Source organism: Alkalihalobacillus sp. FSL W8-0930, assembly GCA_037965595.1.
Classification (GTDB): Bacteria; Bacillota; Bacilli; order Bacillales; family Bacillaceae_D; genus Alkalicoccobacillus.
In genome coordinates this window covers 1123227-1138572 of sequence record CP150183.1, presented here as the reverse complement: position 1 = coordinate 1138572, position 15346 = coordinate 1123227, and the positions used below count along the sequence as shown (strand labels likewise).

Genomic DNA, 15346 nt, shown 5'->3' with positions numbered 1-15346 from the left:
ATTTAATTCAGTTGCTGGACTTGGAACAGCTTATAATAGCTGCCTTCCTTTTTCATCAGTTCATCATGAGGGCCCACTTCACTGATTTGTCCATTTTCTATCACAACGATGCGATCAGCTGATGTGATCGTTGATAAGCGGTGAGCCACAATAAAGGTTGTCCGGTTTTTAGCAAGCGTGCCCAGAGCCTCTTGAATGTAATGCTCACTCTCAAGATCCAAAGCTGAAGTTGCTTCATCAAAGATGAGGATAGGCGGATTCTTTAAGAACACTCTTGCAATAGCAATTCTCTGCTTCTGCCCACCTGATAGCTTGACGCCACGCTCACCTACTTGCGTATCATATCCATGGGCGAGCCCTTGAATAAACTCGTGTGCGTTGGCAAGTTTGGCTGCCTGAATGACATCCTCATCTGACGCTTCAGGATTCCCCATCTTAATATTCATCTTAATGGAATCACTAAATAAGATATTGTCCTGCAGAACCATTCCAATCTTGTCACGGAGTGTCCGCACTCGGAAGGATCGTATATCATGATCATCAATTAAGATGCGCCCCTCTGTTACGTCATAAAATCTTGGAATCAGACTGATTAGGGTACTCTTTCCACCCCCACTCATTCCAACAAATGCAATGGTTTCTCCGCTTTTTACATCTAGATTAATATCCATTAGAACTGGTTCGCTCTCAGACTCATATGAAAAAGATACATGCTGAAACGATACATTTCCGTTTACTTCATCGAGATCAGAAGCTTGATCGGAGTCTTTAATATCATACTTCTCATCAACAAACTCAAACACCCTGTCCATTGAGGCAATTGATTGAGTGAGCGTAGTTGATGAGTTAATCAGCCTTCTAAGCGGACTATACAATCTTTCCATATAGAGAACAAAGGCCGTCATTGCCCCTACCTCAAGGCTGCCTGTGATGACAAAATAACCTGAAACCACTAACACCAGCAATGGTGCAAAGTCCGTAATGGTATTCACCACTGCAAATGTTTTCGCATTCCAGCTTGTGTGATCAAGAGCTTTATCTAAGAAATGATTATTCCGTTTAGCAAATGCCTTCTGCTCGTGATCCTCAAGAGCGAAGCTTCGTATAATGTTCATTCCTTGCACTCGTTCATGGAGGTGTCCCTGAACTTCGGCTAATGCTTGAGACCGGTCTCTCGTTAAACCGCGGAGCCTTGCATAGAAATATTTAATGGACAATCCGTATAAAGGAAACATGGAAATGGCTACAATGGTTAGCCAAAAATGTAGATTCATCATAATAACGATGGCAATGACGATTGTAAAGAGATCAAGCCAAATGTTCATTAATCCTGTAATAACAAAGTTCTTTGTCTGTTCCACATCATGAATGACTCGGGAGATGATCTCTCCTACTTTACGGTTGGAATAAAAACGCAAACTCAGCTTTTGGATATGACCAAAAAGCTGATCCCGAATATCGAACAATACTTTATTCCCGATCCACTGTGCGAAATACTGCCTGTAATATTCAACCGGTGGCCGAATGACGACAAAAAGAAAAAACATTCCTCCCATAATCCAAAATAGGGTGGAAAGCTTATCAGCTTGACTTAGGGCATCGTTTAAGATGAGGTCATCAATGATGTACATCATCACGAGTGGCAGGAGCAATGGAATACCGAATTTTAAAATACCAATCACAATTGTTGCTGCGATTTGTTTCCAGTAAGGCTTCACAAACACCATATACCTACGGATACTACTCAAATTACGTACACCTTCTTCTGAATAAAGAAAGCCTGGAATCCAGGCTTCTTAGCTTATCGATATTGCAGATACCGCTCGTACCAGCTTTCTACAAATTGCGGAGCAAATGGACCTTTTCTTTGGTGAATCCATGAGATCAGTTCATCTACACTTCTTCTTAGAATGCCATCAAGCTCCGGAGGATAATTCATCGCTTTGCTGTGAAGCTCATATTCGTCTTCATCCAAAAGCTTAAAGGTCATGTCCGGAAACACCTTTATGTCGAGATCGTAATCAATATACTTTACCGCCTCGTCATCCCAAGTAAAGGGCGTGCCAAGGTTACAGTAATAGTAAATACCGTCAGAACGAATCATACCGATTGTGTTAAACCACGTCTCTGAATCAAAATAACAGATTGCCGGCTCTCGCGTCCGCCAATTTCGACCATCTGATTCTTTTACGATAATTCGATCATTCCCACCAATTACGACTTTTGACGTCCCTTTAAGCACGATTGTATCTTCCCAAATGCGATGAAGTGATCCATTGTGTTTATAACTATGGATTTGAATATTGCTTCCTACTTTGGGAAAGTTCATAAATGGCTCCTTTCTATTGATTCGGACGCCATAAACAGGCTACATCCTGTTTACTGCAAAATTAACGTACTAACCATCCTTTTATCCACTCTCATTATACAGTTTTCATTATCGTTTTGAAACGGTAAGCGCCTGAAATGATCAAACAAGCATAAAATTTTATATGTATAGATGTAAAAACGCCCTCTAAACCGATTGGTCAGAGGGCGTTTGCTCTGTCACAAAAACAGAGTGTTACTGTTGTGTTTTTTTAGACTGAGACTGAGCGTTTTGTTTCTTCACTTGTTGTACATCTGTTTCAGATGCAAATTCAGTGTTGTAGCTCCCTTGTTTAGAAGCTTGGTTTTGCTTTTGAACAGTCTTAGCGTTTGTATTTGTTTTGTTTTCCATGGTTTATCACCTCCACAACAATTAAGATGTCCCGGAGACGAAAAACTTATACAAACATTTTTAAGTTAATAACGAAATTCCACCATCTACGATTAAAGTCTGTCCACGAACCATATTCGCTTCGTCAGATAATAAGAAAATAGCTGCATTCGCTAAATCTGCTGGTTCTACCACTCGACCAGCCGGTGTACGTTTAGCCGCGTCCGCTAAAAGCTCGTCGCGGTTTGGAAAATGAGCTAACGCATCTGTATCAACTGCTCCACCTGAAACAGCATTAACTGCGATATTCATTGGAGCAAGCTCTACTGCCAAATAACGCGTTAAGGCTTCAACTGCTGCTTTTGATACGCCAACCGTTGTATAGTTTGGTAAGTAGCGAATCGAACCAAGTGAACTTAAGCTAACAATTCGACCCCCACCGCTTTTAGCCATAAGCTTAGCTGCTTCTTGAGCACCAAAAAGAAGCGCCTTAGCGTTAATGTCCATTGTCCAGTCCCAATGGTTTTCTTCTAATTCCATTAATGGACGAAGAACACCTGAAGCTGCATTGTTTACAAATACGTCAAGGCGACCATATTCTTCTTCTACTGTCTGAAACAATTCTTTTAGTTTCTCTGGCTTCCCGACGTTTGCTTTTACAACAATCGCTTTTTGACCCATTGCCTCTATTTCAGCTGCTGTATCAAGGGCTGGTTGCTTACTTCTTGCATAGTTAATAACCAAATCATATCCAAGGCCGGCTAAACGCAATGCTATCTGTTTACCAATCCCTCTACTGCTTCCTGTTACAACTGCTACTTTTTGACTCATTTTATTTCCTCCATTCAAACCTGCCCACTTATTATAGCGCATAGCCACCAACCATGAAAGCCACACTAAACGTAGATGATGATACGAGGAGGACTGCAAATGTATGTAGGACGAGATATGACGGAGCTTTCAATGATGGGTAAGGGCAAATGGACAGATAAAGAACTTGCTTATTTCCACCATAGCTTAGGGCAAATTGCGCCGTATTTAAATCAAGAAGGTGCATCGATTCATACTCAGATTATAAAAGAAATCGAATCAAGAGGTGGCATGCATCATAGCGCAACCTATACACAAGGGACGGAAATCCATTATGACTAATGAAGAAGAAAAACAGCTGTATTACGTGAACCTTAATCCAATCAGCATGGATACCATTAGTCCCGTTCGTGTAAATGACGGTCAGCTTATCGAATATGAAATAGAAGCGACACTTAGTGAGCGTGAAGATCTTGAGCACTTGCTGCACGAGGTGCAAGCCCATGATGTTGAGCTTGGTAACTTGATTAGCTTTAGGCATTTTGATGATTTGGAAGGCGATGCAGATAAAAACGAGTTTCAACGAGGGTTAAATGACGTTTTTGATGAATTGTACAAGTTAGGTACAGAAGAAACAAAGGCAAAGATTAAAGAGATTCATTTGATTAATGATGATATGTGAGTAACCACTCGCATCAAAAATGAGAGTCTGAAACAAAATTAAAGTAGATTATAAAACACGAATATAGCATGATACCCGTTGCAGGAGAATCCCTCCCACCCGCGGGGTACGGCCTCAGCCCCCTCCGCGAAAAACCCACCGCTTCAGTGTCTTCACCGCATACTTTTCCACAGGAGTGTCGGGCTCTCCTTCCGCTTGTTTTGTTAAAAAACGAATGGCGAATGATTCGATTGTTGAATCATTCGCCATTTTCATATTAATTCTTGGCCGAAGCTCCTCTTTCAATTGCAGTATCTACGTTGCCATCACTGCGACATCATTCTCTTCGTAATTGGCAAATTTAAATACTCTGCCAGTTCCCATATCAACAATCCCACTGTAATTGCGAAAAATAAATACCTGGGTTCAAATACATCTGAACACCAGGCACGTTTATCCTTTAGAAATTCGATTTTGACTGTCCGCCATCAACATTTAGAGTTGCCCCTACGACCCAGCTTGCTTTCTGTGAAGCTAAAAATACTACGGTTTGTGCGACCTCTTCAGCCGTACCAAATCGACCAGCTGGAATTTCCGCTTCAACAAATGCCTTCATCTTTTCTGGATTTTCGTCCACTCTCTTTACCCAGTTACCGGACGGGTGTAGAATTGATCCTGGAGCGACCCCATTGACACGAACTCCAGTATGAATGGCTTCATCCGCAAAGGCTTTAGTGAAGCTAATTAAAGCCGCCTTAGCACCATTATAGGTCGGTTTACCACCTGATTCACGACCAAATACAGATGAGATGTTGACGATTGCCGCACCTTGTTTTTCCTTCATCTGTTGAAAAGCCAATTTGCTAAAATGCACAGCAGAGAAGTAATTCAAATCAAAGGCTTCTTGAAATGTATTCATCTCTGTTTCCTCAATGGTAGAACCATTACTCCCACCTACGTTATTGATTAAGATATCAACAGTTCCAAGAGCTTCTGTTACGTTTTTAAATGCTCTTACGCGTTCACTCTCAATTGAAAGATCAGCTTGCACTGTATGGATATTTAAATCCTTTTCACACTGCAGTAATTCTTTCTCACCACGGGCCGCAACGGCAACTGTTGCCCCTTCATCTAGAAATGCTTCAGCGATGGCTCGTCCAATTCCCTTTGAACCACCCGTTATAAAAACAACTTTGCCTTTTAACTGCAAGTCCATGCTTATTCACCTCGAATGGAATGTGTAATGATCTTCTGATGAGACACTGGAAAAGCGTATGATTCTAGTTCAGCTTCTGTTACCCATAGCAATGGGGTTTCTTTTGTTGTCACTGCTTCTTCTGCCTTAGCTTCAAAAACCGAGATGTTCCAAATGATGTGTGAAAACACATGCTCAATCTGCTGAACAGGATCTGAATGCGTATACGCGTGAATCCCGTATTCTGATTTTAACCCTTGCTCCAATTCCTCCTTAGAACCAGGTTGGAAAATTTCAAAGTTAGGGAATTGCCACAACCCAGCTAGTAATCCCTTCTCAGAACGTTTTTCAATGAGATACTGCCCTTCTTTATTTCGCACAATAAACGCAGCCATTTGCTTAGGAATAGCCTTCTTCTTTTTTGTTTTCACCGGGAGCTCGTTTTGTAAACCCTCTTTATATGCCCCACACTCACTTTGCACTGGGCACAACAGACAGCCAGGTGAGGTCGGTGTACAGACAAGTGCACCAAGCTCCATTAACCCTTGATTAAACGCAGAAGGATCATCTGGATCAATCAGCTCGTAAAGTTCTTGTTCAAAGGTTTTTCTTGTTTTAGCTTTTGCAATATCCTCATTAATAAGCAGCACCCTTGAGAGAACTCTCATGACATTGCCGTCTACAGCTGGCTCAGCTTTGTTATAAGCAATACTTAAAATAGCCCCTGCTGTATAAGGTCCCACTCCTTTTAAGGTAGAGATCTCTTCCCTTGTGTTTGGAACAACCCCCGCATATTCAGCAACAACTTCACGGACTGCCGTTTGTAAATTTCGTACGCGGGAATAATAACCTAAGCCTTCCCATGCTTTTAAGATCTCGTCTTCTGTCGCATCAGCTAATGCTGTAAGTGTGGGAAACTGGCGCATGAAGTTTAAGTAAAAAGGAATCACAGTATCTACTCTCGTTTGTTGGAGCATAATCTCTGAAACCCAAACACGATAGGGGTCCTTATTTTCGCGCCATGGAAGGTCGCGTTGGTTATGATAAAACCAGCCCACAAGCTGCGATCTAAAAGCTTGAATATCTATTTGTTCTGTACAGCGTAATTTCAAACATGCTCACTCCTTACTTCTTTTTAGCAAAGGCCCAACAATGCAGCTTGATGAGGCCACCATCAATTGAGTGATCTAAAGCTCCAAAAATGGTATGGGTTTTAATTTGACGAAGCTCTTTCAAACGCTGATAATGGGAGAACGATGTTGCGTCAAACATTTCTACGTACAACAAAGGTTGGTCACATGCCTCAAACCATTCAATGTTTGTTGCTCCTTCTTGAGCCAACTCGCTTAAGATTGAAGGCATATGCGTTTCATAAGAAACCTTTGCATCAGCTTGAATTTTATACTCAATAAATACACGTATCGATTGATTCATAAACCACACATCCTTATCACCTGATTTGGGTTGGAACCATTAAAGGAGGCTCCCCTGTTTCATGGATACAACAACACATATTGTGATGGGTATTAGCCTTGGTGGACTAGCAACGATTGATCCTGCCGTAGCATCTAATCCCGTAATGCCTGGTGCTGTTATGGCTTGCGCAATTATTGGCTCACAGGCACCCGATTTTGACACAGTTCTTAAATTAAGAAATAACGCCGTATATATTCGAAATCATCGCGGCCTCACACATTCTATACCGGCAGTATTAATCTGGACGCTTCTCATATCTGGAGTTATTTCACTTATGGTCAGTGGATCAGATTGGCTACATTTATTGCTTTGGACCTTTATTGCTGTCTTCTTACATGTATTTGTAGATATTTTTAATGCTTATGGAACTCAAGCACTCCGCCCGTTTTCAAACAGGTGGATTGCACTCGGAGTCATTAATATCTTTGACCCGTTCATCTTCACAGCTCACTTAATTGCCATTCTTTTATGGTGGAGTAATTTACTATCTGCTGGACCTGTATTCTTAACTCTTTATGGTCTTTTAGTTCTATACTATGGATGGCGAATACTCGAGAAAAAACAAGTGGTTCAAAATGCAAGACAGCTTCATCCTGATGCCACTCACATCTTTGTTTCACCATCTATTCGCTGGAATCAATGGCACCTTGTCATTCGAACACCGTCCATGCTTCATGTTGCAGAATCAAGACAGCGTGAGATTAACTTTTTTGAACGGTATAAGTTTGTTCCAATTCCGGAGACTGATATTATTAATGCAGCAAGGAAGGACCCAAACTTATCCGCATTCCTCTCCTTCTCTCCAACGTACCGTTGGGAAGTTGATGAGAGTAAGGACGGTATGCAAGAGGTTCGCTTTTACGATTTACGCTATCGAAGTAAGGGTCACTATCCCTTTGTAGCGATCGTGCAAATGGACCAGGATTATAACATTGTTTCCTCGTATACCGGCTGGGTGTTTAGTGAAGAAACACTCCAGAAAAAACTAAAGGTCATTACGTAATGTAAAAAGGAGGTTGACCAAAGGGTCTCCTCCTTTTTGTCTAACCTATTCGTTCAAGTGACTAAATTTCTTTTGTCCTGGCTCATATCGATGTAGGTATGGACCATATTGCTCAATCCATTTAATCACAATAGCTTCCGTTGTTTCAGGTCCTCTGTACGGACGTCCTGCCTTTGCACGAGTCGCTTCAAAATCCTCCCATAAGCTTTCCACCCATGTGCGAGCCTGATCATGAGTCATCTCAGCGTTCTTTCCAAGTAATCGTTCAGCTAGTTCTTCAAATCGTTTTTCCATTCATCATTCTCCTTTACAATAATTACGTCTTATAGTTCTTCGCTTCTTACACACAATAGTAATAGGCCACCAGGAGAGGAGGCTGCAGCATGAGAAACAAAGCATCTCATTTTCCAGGTAGGATCTCCTTATCGGGAGAGCCTAAAGCAAAACCTGAATTCTCTTCAAAACGTGCTGATGGTACGATTGCGGATCGACCTCAAGAGCGGATGTTCCGTTCAAACACCAATCATTCAAGCAAATGACGGAGGTGCAAGTGTAATGAGTCATAAACAACGTTTTAGTTCTCACTACAAAGATCCCTTTCAATCGCCACGGGCTAATGCTAAAAAGTCCTTTAACCAAGTGAATGGCGAAACCGAACAAAGTCAGCACAACATTATCTTAGAGAAACAAATGAGAACCCGTACGTAATGTTTTAACGAAGCAGGGAATTTACTTCCCTGCTTTTTTTATTGTTCAATTAGTGAGATCGGAATCCCCTCTAAATTCGTTTCATTATTACGATAACCCCAAGCAAAATGTCCATTCATATAAGAAACCGAGAAGGTGGACTGTCCATCTTTTAACGGATACGTTTGTCCAGGTTTAATGTCTTCTGGATCTAGTAAATACGCTTTTGCTAACAGAACCCGACGCTCATACACCGCAAATTCGTTAACCATTCCCATCTGCTCGGCTTTTTTTGCTTTTTCATTTAACGCCACAATTTCTTGTCTTAACTCAGGCGCCGTCATTTCACTAAAACGCTTTTCACTCATCCCGATCATCCCCTCTTTGCTGACCTTCTAGATAGGACTCAATCAAACCGATTGAAAACCCCTTTTGGTATAATGCTTGTTTCATTTTAAAGCGTAATTCAGTTCCTGTAACCTTTTTTGAAAGTTTTCTCTCGAGCTTTTCAGCCTGGTACGATAATGCATCCAGCTCATCTGTATCCTCTTGCGGCTCTATGCGCTCAAGTACCTCTTGGATCGAGCTTGTACGGAACCCTTTGCCGCGCAGCTGCTGAAACAGCTTTTGTTTCTGAGCGCTTGTTGATTCCTTGGCTGACTTTCTCTTTTGCTTTTCAACCCACTTTTCAATAAGGGCTCGCTCATCGTCCGCGTTGAATTGATCAAGCGCTTCTTCTGTCACAGTTTGATGGACCCCTTTCTGCTTAAGCTCCTGACTAAGCTTCATAGGTCCCTTTATTTGAGATACTGACTTTGACCGAATATAAGACGCGGCAAACGTTTTGTCATCTAAGTATCCATGTTCTTTAAATGTAGCAATCGCTGCTTTAATATGTTCAGGTTGTCGTTCTTTTTTCTCTAGATAATCGATCATTTCTTGCACCGTTCGCATGCGGTAAGACAAATAATGAAGTCCGAGATTAATGGTCTTTTTCTTTTCATCTTCATCAATCAGTTCCTTGATTGCTTCTTCATCAATCTCTAATCCTTTACGTAAGTTATATTTTACAAAAACATTCTGGTCAACAGCAAAACCAAATGTTTCCTTCCCCTCCGTTGTAAGGTATATATTCAATCGTTCCTTATTGCGTTTCTGCATTGTAATTCGACTAATCACAGCCATACGTATCCTCCTTTCTTATCAAAAGAAGTCTTGAACCAAAAGACATTCGGGTATACTCACTGTAACATCATACACTTTAGGAGGCTAAATATGAAGATCGCAATCACAGGAGGCAGTGGATTTATTGGACAGAAGCTTACGTCAACATTAACTTCTGCCGGACATAAAGTCCTCATTCTTACTCGAAACTTAGAAGGAAAACAAGCTACAGATCGTGTGTCATATGTTAAATGGATGAGTCAAGATGCCACGCCTGAAGTTGAGCTTGAAGGAATAGATGCAATCGTTAACTTAGCTGGTGAATCCATTATGGGTCGATGGACAAAAGAAAAAAAGGAAAAGATCTTAAACAGTCGGATTGAGGCTACCCAAGCTGTACTCTCTATTATTCAGAAGCTTAAACAAAAACCAAAAGTGCTGCTTAACGCATCGGCCATAGGCTATTACGGAATATCTACTTCAAAGGACTTTGTAGAAGGCTCGGAACCGGATGAACCTAATTTTCTTTCAGAGGTTACACAGAAGTGGGAGGCTTGTGCACAAAAGGCTGAAGAATTCGGGTTAAGAGTGGTCTTTGGACGAATTGGAATTGTTTTAGATTCAAAAGAAGGCGCACTACCTATGATGGTTTTACCTTATAAGCTATTTGCTGGGGGAACGCTCGGAACAGGAAAGCAATGGATGTCGTGGGTTCATATTGATGATCTTGTATCACTTTATCAATTCGCTTTAGAAAATGAAAAAGTTGAGGGTCCACTAAATATTACAGCACCCAATCCTATGCAGATGATTGAGTTCGGTAAAACCATTTCAGAGGTCACAAGAAAACCTCATTGGTTACCTGCGCCTAGATTCGCAATGACAACCCTTTCAGGAGAAATGAGTACATTGATCGTTGATGGACAAAAGGTATTCCCAAGGAAAGCGAAGGATCTTGGATATAGATTCAAGTACAGTGAGTTAAAGCCCGCCCTTCGCGATTTAATCGGTTAAATAAGCGAATAAGCCAACATTTAAAAAGTTCAAACAATTGTGGTTTAAGCTACGGTTCATCGGGTACGTATATACAGGAAACAAACAGATGATGGGGGCTACGTCTGCTCAGTCGTAGTTAGAGAGTTGCATGCGTCTTTATGGCTTCATAGGTCGTTTGCCTCTCTCCCTGCTTATGGTTAACATGATGAGTGGAGTTTGTTTCCAATTAAAAATACAGCAATTTAAAAAGGGGTGAAGACAATGAGCAAACAGACAGCAACAATCGTTCCAGTTACATTTGAAAAAGCAAAAAAAGAAGACAGTAAAGCGATGTGGGAGCTCGTAAACAATACGACTCTCGATCAGAATTCACCTTACAAGTATATGATGATGGCTGATTTCTTTACCGACACATGTGTGGTAGCTAAACAAGACGAGAAGTTAGTTGGGTTCGTGACAGCTTTTATTCAACCAGAACGTCCTAATACACTTTTTGTTTGGCAGGTAGGCGTAGATTCCTCTCAAAGAGGAAAAGGACTTGCTTCTAAGATGATTAAGGAATTGGTTCAATGGAATGCGGATCAAGTGCATTATATTGAGGCTACGGTTACACCTTCAAATGAAGCATCCAGAGCGTTATTCCACAAGCTTGGAAGAGAGTTCAACACTAAATGCGATGTATCAGATCATTTTTCAGCTTCCCTTTTTCCAGATAACAGCCATGAAAAAGAACAACTATTTAGAATTGGTCCATTCCATGTATAAACAAGATACAGGTATATATCTAAAGGAGGAGTACTTTAAAACATGACTCAAAAAACGGATATGAACATTTTTGCTCAACTGGAATCAGAGGTTAGAAGTTACTGCCGCAGTTTCCCCACCGTTTTTACAAAGGCAAAAGGATCAAAAATGTGGGATGAAGATGGAAAGGAATACATCGACTTCTTCTCCGGTGCAGGTGCACTGAACTACGGTCATAATGACCCTGTTATGAAAGAAAAACTCGTTGATTATATTATGAATGATGGAATCACTCATTCGCTTGATATGGGGACAACCGAAAAGGCAGTTTTCCTTAAAGAATTTAATGAAACGATCTTAAAACCACGCAATTTAAACTACAAGGTAATGTTTCCCGGTCCAACAGGCACCAATACGGTTGAGAGTGCATTAAAGCTTGCTAGAAAAGTAACGGGTCGTACAGACGTCATCAGCTTCACAAATGGGTTCCACGGTATGACGATCGGAGCGCTATCAGTAACAGGTAACTCTTTTAAACGAAAAGGTGCTGGCATTCCACTTACACACACAGTAACAATGCCCTATGACAATTTTGTCAGCGACGAGCTCGACACTCTGGAGTATCTCGAGCGCTTCCTAGAAGATGGAGGCAGCGGCGTAGCCATACCGGCAGCCATTATTCTCGAGACAGTCCAAGGTGAAGGCGGTATTAACGCCGCACGATACGAGTGGCTTAAAAAAGTGGAGGACATATGCAGGCGCTGGGACATTCTTTTAATTGTTGATGACGTACAAGCGGGAATTGGTAGAACAGGTACGTTCTTCAGCTTTGAGAAAGCAGGAATTAAACCTGATATTGTTTGTCTGTCTAAATCCATTAGTGGTTACGGTCTACCACTTGCTTTAACATTAATTAAACCAGAACTTGATATTTGGGAGCCAGGTGAGCATAACGGTACGTTCCGCGGGAATAACCATGCGTTTGTAACCGCTACGGCTGCGCTTACGTATTGGAAGAACGACCAATTTGAGCAGAAGATTGCTAAACAATCAGATCGCCTTTATTCATTCTTAGAGGATCTAGTTGCAAGCTATCCTGAGCTTGAAGGTCAAGTACGAGGCCGAGGATTTATGGTTGGTGTGTGCTCTGCGAAAGAAGGTTTATCTGAGAAAATCGCCGCCGAAGCATTCGATAGAGGTCTAATCATGGAAACGGCTGGACCAAAAGATGAAGTATTTAAGCTTTTCCCTGCTCTGACAATCTCTGATGAAGAGCTTGAAAAAGGACTTCAAATGATTAAGGAATCTGTAGAAGCAACTGTGAATCCAAAAGAATTAGTGACAAACGGGTAAGTCATTTTTGAACTGGAGGAATACGAGATGAAAGTAGTTTCACTAAACGATGTAATCGGAACAGATCGAGAAGTAGAAGCAGAGAACGGAAACTGGGTCAGCAGACGTTTACTATTTAAAAAAGACGGTATGGGCTACTCCGTTAATGATACGATCATCCGAGCTGGTACAGAAACTCACATTTGGTATCAGAATCACCTAGAGGCTGTGTACTGCATTGAAGGCTCTGGGGAAGTTGAAACCATTAAAGACGGTAAGGTTTGGCCGATTAAGGCTGGAGACATTTATGCATTAGATGAGCATGATGAGCATTTGCTACGCGCCCATGAAGGCGGAGACATGCGTATGGTTTGCGTATTCAACCCACCACTTACGGGCCGAGAGCATCATGATGAAAATGGTGTATATCCAGTTGATGAAGATTAAGCAAAAAGAGCTTGCAACAAAACGATAAATCAATGAAAAAAGGCGAATGATTCCAATAATTGAATCATTCGCCTTTTCTATTTATCAAAACGAGCGAAAGGAGAACCCGAGACTCCTTCGGAACAGAACGCGGTGAAGACACTGTAGCGGAATTATGTGCTATGTTATTTTTTGCTACCCACAATAGTGTTATGGAGTCATCCTCCTTACACTTGCATACTCTTTAATGAACAATCACCTGTTCAAATTCAATTTCTTTAGGATTAATACCGATTTTGCTAAGAAATTCAATGACCTCTTCCATCGTATCAAGTGGATATTGTGTTTGGCATAAATGACTCGTGCGCTTTAAACTCTCTTGAAATGACTCATTTTGTGCTAGATCACTTTTTACCATATAAATAGCTTTTAACACTTTCTCATCACGTTCAAAACTAACAAACCCATCACTCTGATTAAAGTAAACAATTAACGGAACATGTGTATGGGGATGAATAATATGTGCTTTAAATAAGTTCACGTTGGCCTCCTTCCCATAAAGGTAATGACTCACTGATTTGACTATCTGTTAACATAGAAACAGTTTAGTTTACTTTTAGGATTATGTGCATCGAATTAGCTTGATCAATTAAAAGACCTTAAAGACCTAATACCTTCTAACCATGTCATATAAACATGTTCTACTATAATAGATAGCTTACAGGGATGGCAACTATCTGCTCTATCTAAATTGGAAAAAGCCCGAACGAATCGAGATGCATTCATTCGGGCTCTACCTATTTCTATGAAAAGAAGAAACTAAGTCCAAAAACAGTCGCAAATCCGACAAGTCCAATAATCGTTTCCATCACAGTCCAAGATTTTAATGTATCTTTCTCTGTCATGCCTAAAAATTGTTTAACAAGCCAGAACCCTGTGTCATTCACATGGGATAACACTGTGGCTCCACACGCAATCGCAATCGCGATAAGAGCTAATGATGGCTGCGATAGGTCAACCAGTTCAACAATTGGAGATACTAACCCTGCTGCTGTAATCATAGCAACAGTTGCTGAACCTTGAGCAACCCGGACAAACGTTGAGATTAAGAAAGCAAGAAGTACAAGCGGAAAACCTGACGATGCCATTAAATCTCCCATCGCATCACCAACACCACTTTCGATCAAGACTTCCTTAAACACGCCACCCGCTCCAGTAATAAGGATGACAATACCAGCTGGTTCAAGCGCTTTTGTCGCCATGTTTTGCAGTTCTTGTTTCGAAACGCCTCGTCTTGTTCCGAGTAGGTACATTGCTAGAAGCGTCGCTACAATTAACGCTACAAACGGATGACCGATAAAGGTTAAAACGGTTAATAACTGGCCTTCTTTTAGCCATAACTCCCCACCCGTATTTAGCAAGATTAAAAATAATGGCGTTAAAATGATAAAGCATATCAATCCAAAGCTTGGTAACTTCTGCTTTGTTGCACTAACCTCTTCTGCAGCACGTGCTACATGATCTGGAACCCCAACAAACACCTTATTCCCAATATACCGACCAAAAATTGGTCCAGCAACGATTAAGGCAGGAATCCCTGCAATCACTCCAAACAGCATCATCCAGCCTAGATCGACATTTAACACCTGGGCAACCGCAATAGGTCCTGGTGTCGGGGGAATAAAGCTATGTGCAACAGCAAGACCTGCCAGCAATGGAATTGCATAGTACAACAAGGATTTTCCCGTTCGTAGAGCTAAGCTATACACAATTGGAATTAATATAACAAGGGCTACATCTAGAAACACCGGAATAGCAATCAGAAACCCTGTTAGTCCTAGTGCCCATTGAGCCCGGTTCTCACCAAACTTATCTACTAACGTAAAGGCAAGCCTTTCCGCTCCCCCTGAGCTCCTCAGCACTTCACCAAACATCGCACCCAGCCCTACAACAATGGCAATAAATCCAAGTGCTCCACCCATACCTGCCTCTATTGTTTCAAGGAGATAGGCTGGACTCATTCCAGTAGCTAGCCCTATTAGAATACTTACAATTAATAGGGCTAGAAATGCCTGCATCTTTGAATACATAATTAAAAATAATAAAACAGCTACACCAATTACGGTGATCAAAATTAAACCTGTTGTTGACATG

21 protein-coding genes are annotated in these 15346 nt (G+C 41.3%); 9 read left to right on the top strand and 12 right to left on the bottom strand.

All coding sequences use genetic code 11. From position 1 onward, the window contains the following. Positions 1–2: 2 nt before the first annotated feature. The 4 genes from NSQ54_05995 to fabL all read right to left on the bottom strand — a co-directional run bounded on the left by NSQ54_05995 (position 3) and on the right by fabL (position 3529). Positions 3–1748 carry an ABC transporter ATP-binding protein gene (locus tag NSQ54_05995; GenBank protein ID WYP27659.1) on the bottom strand — a complete coding sequence of 582 codons (1746 nt, stop codon included), beginning with the start codon at positions 1746–1748 and terminating at the stop codon, positions 3–5. A 53-nt stretch (positions 1749–1801) separates the two neighbouring features. Next, positions 1802–2329 carry a DUF402 domain-containing protein gene (locus NSQ54_05990; GenBank protein WYP27658.1) on the bottom strand — a complete coding sequence of 176 codons (528 nt, stop codon included), beginning with the start codon at positions 2327–2329 and terminating at the stop codon, positions 1802–1804. A 234-nt stretch (positions 2330–2563) separates the two neighbouring features. Beyond that, a complete protein-coding gene (locus tag NSQ54_05985) occupies positions 2564–2719 on the bottom strand; it encodes a gamma-type small acid-soluble spore protein (protein ID WYP27657.1) in 156 nt (51 codons plus the stop codon). A 60-nt stretch (positions 2720–2779) separates the two neighbouring features. Then, entirely contained in the window at positions 2780–3529 is a 750-nt protein-coding gene (gene fabL, locus NSQ54_05980) for an enoyl-[acyl-carrier-protein] reductase FabL (protein ID WYP27656.1), read from the bottom strand. A gap of 99 nt (positions 3530–3628) precedes the next feature. Between fabL and NSQ54_05975 the strand changes: the two genes are divergently transcribed. Both NSQ54_05975 and NSQ54_05970 read left to right on the top strand, forming a co-directional pair. Further along, complete coding sequence (locus NSQ54_05975) at positions 3629–3850, top strand: cytosolic protein (protein WYP27655.1); 222 nt, start codon at positions 3629–3631, stop codon at positions 3848–3850. After that, on the top strand, positions 3843–4190 hold the full coding sequence (locus tag NSQ54_05970) for a hypothetical protein (GenBank protein WYP27654.1): 348 nt from the start codon (positions 3843–3845) through the stop codon (positions 4188–4190). The genes NSQ54_05975 and NSQ54_05970 overlap by 8 nt, the downstream gene beginning before the upstream one ends. Positions 4191–4629: 439 nt before the next feature. Here the strand turns inward: NSQ54_05970 and NSQ54_05965 are convergent, their stop codons facing one another. The 3 genes from NSQ54_05965 to NSQ54_05955 are packed head-to-tail and all read right to left on the bottom strand — an operon-like array spanning position 4630 to position 6798. Beyond that, the gene (locus tag NSQ54_05965; protein ID WYP27653.1) at positions 4630–5385 is read right to left on the bottom strand and encodes an SDR family oxidoreductase; all 756 of its coding nucleotides are present in this window, start codon (positions 5383–5385) and stop codon (positions 4630–4632) included. Between the two features lie 2 nt (positions 5386–5387). Continuing rightward, on the bottom strand, positions 5388–6476 hold the full coding sequence (gene mutY, locus NSQ54_05960) for an A/G-specific adenine glycosylase (GenBank protein ID WYP27652.1): 1089 nt from the start codon (positions 6474–6476) through the stop codon (positions 5388–5390). A gap of 13 nt (positions 6477–6489) precedes the next feature. Continuing rightward, positions 6490–6798 carry a hypothetical protein gene (locus NSQ54_05955; GenBank protein WYP27651.1) on the bottom strand — a complete coding sequence of 103 codons (309 nt, stop codon included), beginning with the start codon at positions 6796–6798 and terminating at the stop codon, positions 6490–6492. A gap of 61 nt (positions 6799–6859) precedes the next feature. On the opposite strand from NSQ54_05955, the gene NSQ54_05950 reads away from it, so the two are divergent. Further along, positions 6860–7843 (top strand): metal-dependent hydrolase, encoded by a 984-nt coding sequence (locus tag NSQ54_05950; protein WYP27650.1) that lies wholly within the window; start codon positions 6860–6862, stop codon positions 7841–7843. 45 nt (positions 7844–7888) lie between these two features. Here the strand turns inward: NSQ54_05950 and NSQ54_05945 are convergent, their stop codons facing one another. Further along, positions 7889–8137 carry a YfhJ family protein gene (locus NSQ54_05945; GenBank protein WYP27649.1) on the bottom strand — a complete coding sequence of 83 codons (249 nt, stop codon included), beginning with the start codon at positions 8135–8137 and terminating at the stop codon, positions 7889–7891. 89 nt (positions 8138–8226) lie between these two features. On the opposite strand from NSQ54_05945, the gene NSQ54_05940 reads away from it, so the two are divergent. Continuing rightward, positions 8227–8382, top strand: a complete 156-nt coding sequence (locus NSQ54_05940) for a small, acid-soluble spore protein K (GenBank protein WYP27648.1) — start codon at positions 8227–8229, stop codon at positions 8380–8382. A gap of 16 nt (positions 8383–8398) precedes the next feature. After that, positions 8399–8551, top strand: coding sequence for a YpzG family protein (locus NSQ54_05935; GenBank protein ID WYP27647.1), 153 nt, complete (start codon positions 8399–8401; stop codon positions 8549–8551). A 38-nt stretch (positions 8552–8589) separates the two neighbouring features. Here the strand turns inward: NSQ54_05935 and NSQ54_05930 are convergent, their stop codons facing one another. Next, a complete protein-coding gene (locus NSQ54_05930) occupies positions 8590–8898 on the bottom strand; it encodes a YfhH family protein (GenBank protein ID WYP27646.1) in 309 nt (102 codons plus the stop codon). Continuing rightward, entirely contained in the window at positions 8891–9715 is an 825-nt protein-coding gene (recX, locus tag NSQ54_05925; GenBank protein ID WYP27645.1) for a recombination regulator RecX, read from the bottom strand. Before recX ends, NSQ54_05930 begins: the two co-directional genes overlap by 8 nt. A gap of 90 nt (positions 9716–9805) precedes the next feature. Here recX and NSQ54_05920 point away from each other — a divergent pair, with 90 nt between their 5' ends. The 4 genes from NSQ54_05920 to NSQ54_05905 all read left to right on the top strand — a co-directional run bounded on the left by NSQ54_05920 (position 9806) and on the right by NSQ54_05905 (position 13213). Then, positions 9806–10708 (top strand): TIGR01777 family oxidoreductase, encoded by a 903-nt coding sequence (locus NSQ54_05920; GenBank protein ID WYP27644.1) that lies wholly within the window; start codon positions 9806–9808, stop codon positions 10706–10708. Positions 10709–10951: 243 nt separating this feature from the next. Then, positions 10952–11455 carry a diaminobutyrate acetyltransferase gene (ectA, locus tag NSQ54_05915; GenBank protein WYP27643.1) on the top strand — a complete coding sequence of 168 codons (504 nt, stop codon included), beginning with the start codon at positions 10952–10954 and terminating at the stop codon, positions 11453–11455. Between the two features lie 42 nt (positions 11456–11497). Continuing rightward, complete coding sequence (gene ectB / locus NSQ54_05910) at positions 11498–12787, top strand: diaminobutyrate--2-oxoglutarate transaminase (GenBank protein ID WYP27642.1); 1290 nt, start codon at positions 11498–11500, stop codon at positions 12785–12787. A 27-nt stretch (positions 12788–12814) separates the two neighbouring features. After that, a complete protein-coding gene (locus NSQ54_05905) occupies positions 12815–13213 on the top strand; it encodes an ectoine synthase (GenBank protein WYP27641.1) in 399 nt (132 codons plus the stop codon). A gap of 223 nt (positions 13214–13436) precedes the next feature. Here the strand turns inward: NSQ54_05905 and NSQ54_05900 are convergent, their stop codons facing one another. Together NSQ54_05900 and NSQ54_05895 are read right to left on the bottom strand one after the other, a co-directional pair. Further along, positions 13437–13733 (bottom strand): hypothetical protein, encoded by a 297-nt coding sequence (locus NSQ54_05900; GenBank protein WYP27640.1) that lies wholly within the window; start codon positions 13731–13733, stop codon positions 13437–13439. A 262-nt stretch (positions 13734–13995) separates the two neighbouring features. Beyond that, the gene (locus tag NSQ54_05895) at positions 13996–15345 is read right to left on the bottom strand and encodes a gluconate:H+ symporter (protein WYP27639.1); all 1350 of its coding nucleotides are present in this window, start codon (positions 15343–15345) and stop codon (positions 13996–13998) included. Position 15346 lies beyond the last annotated feature (1 nt).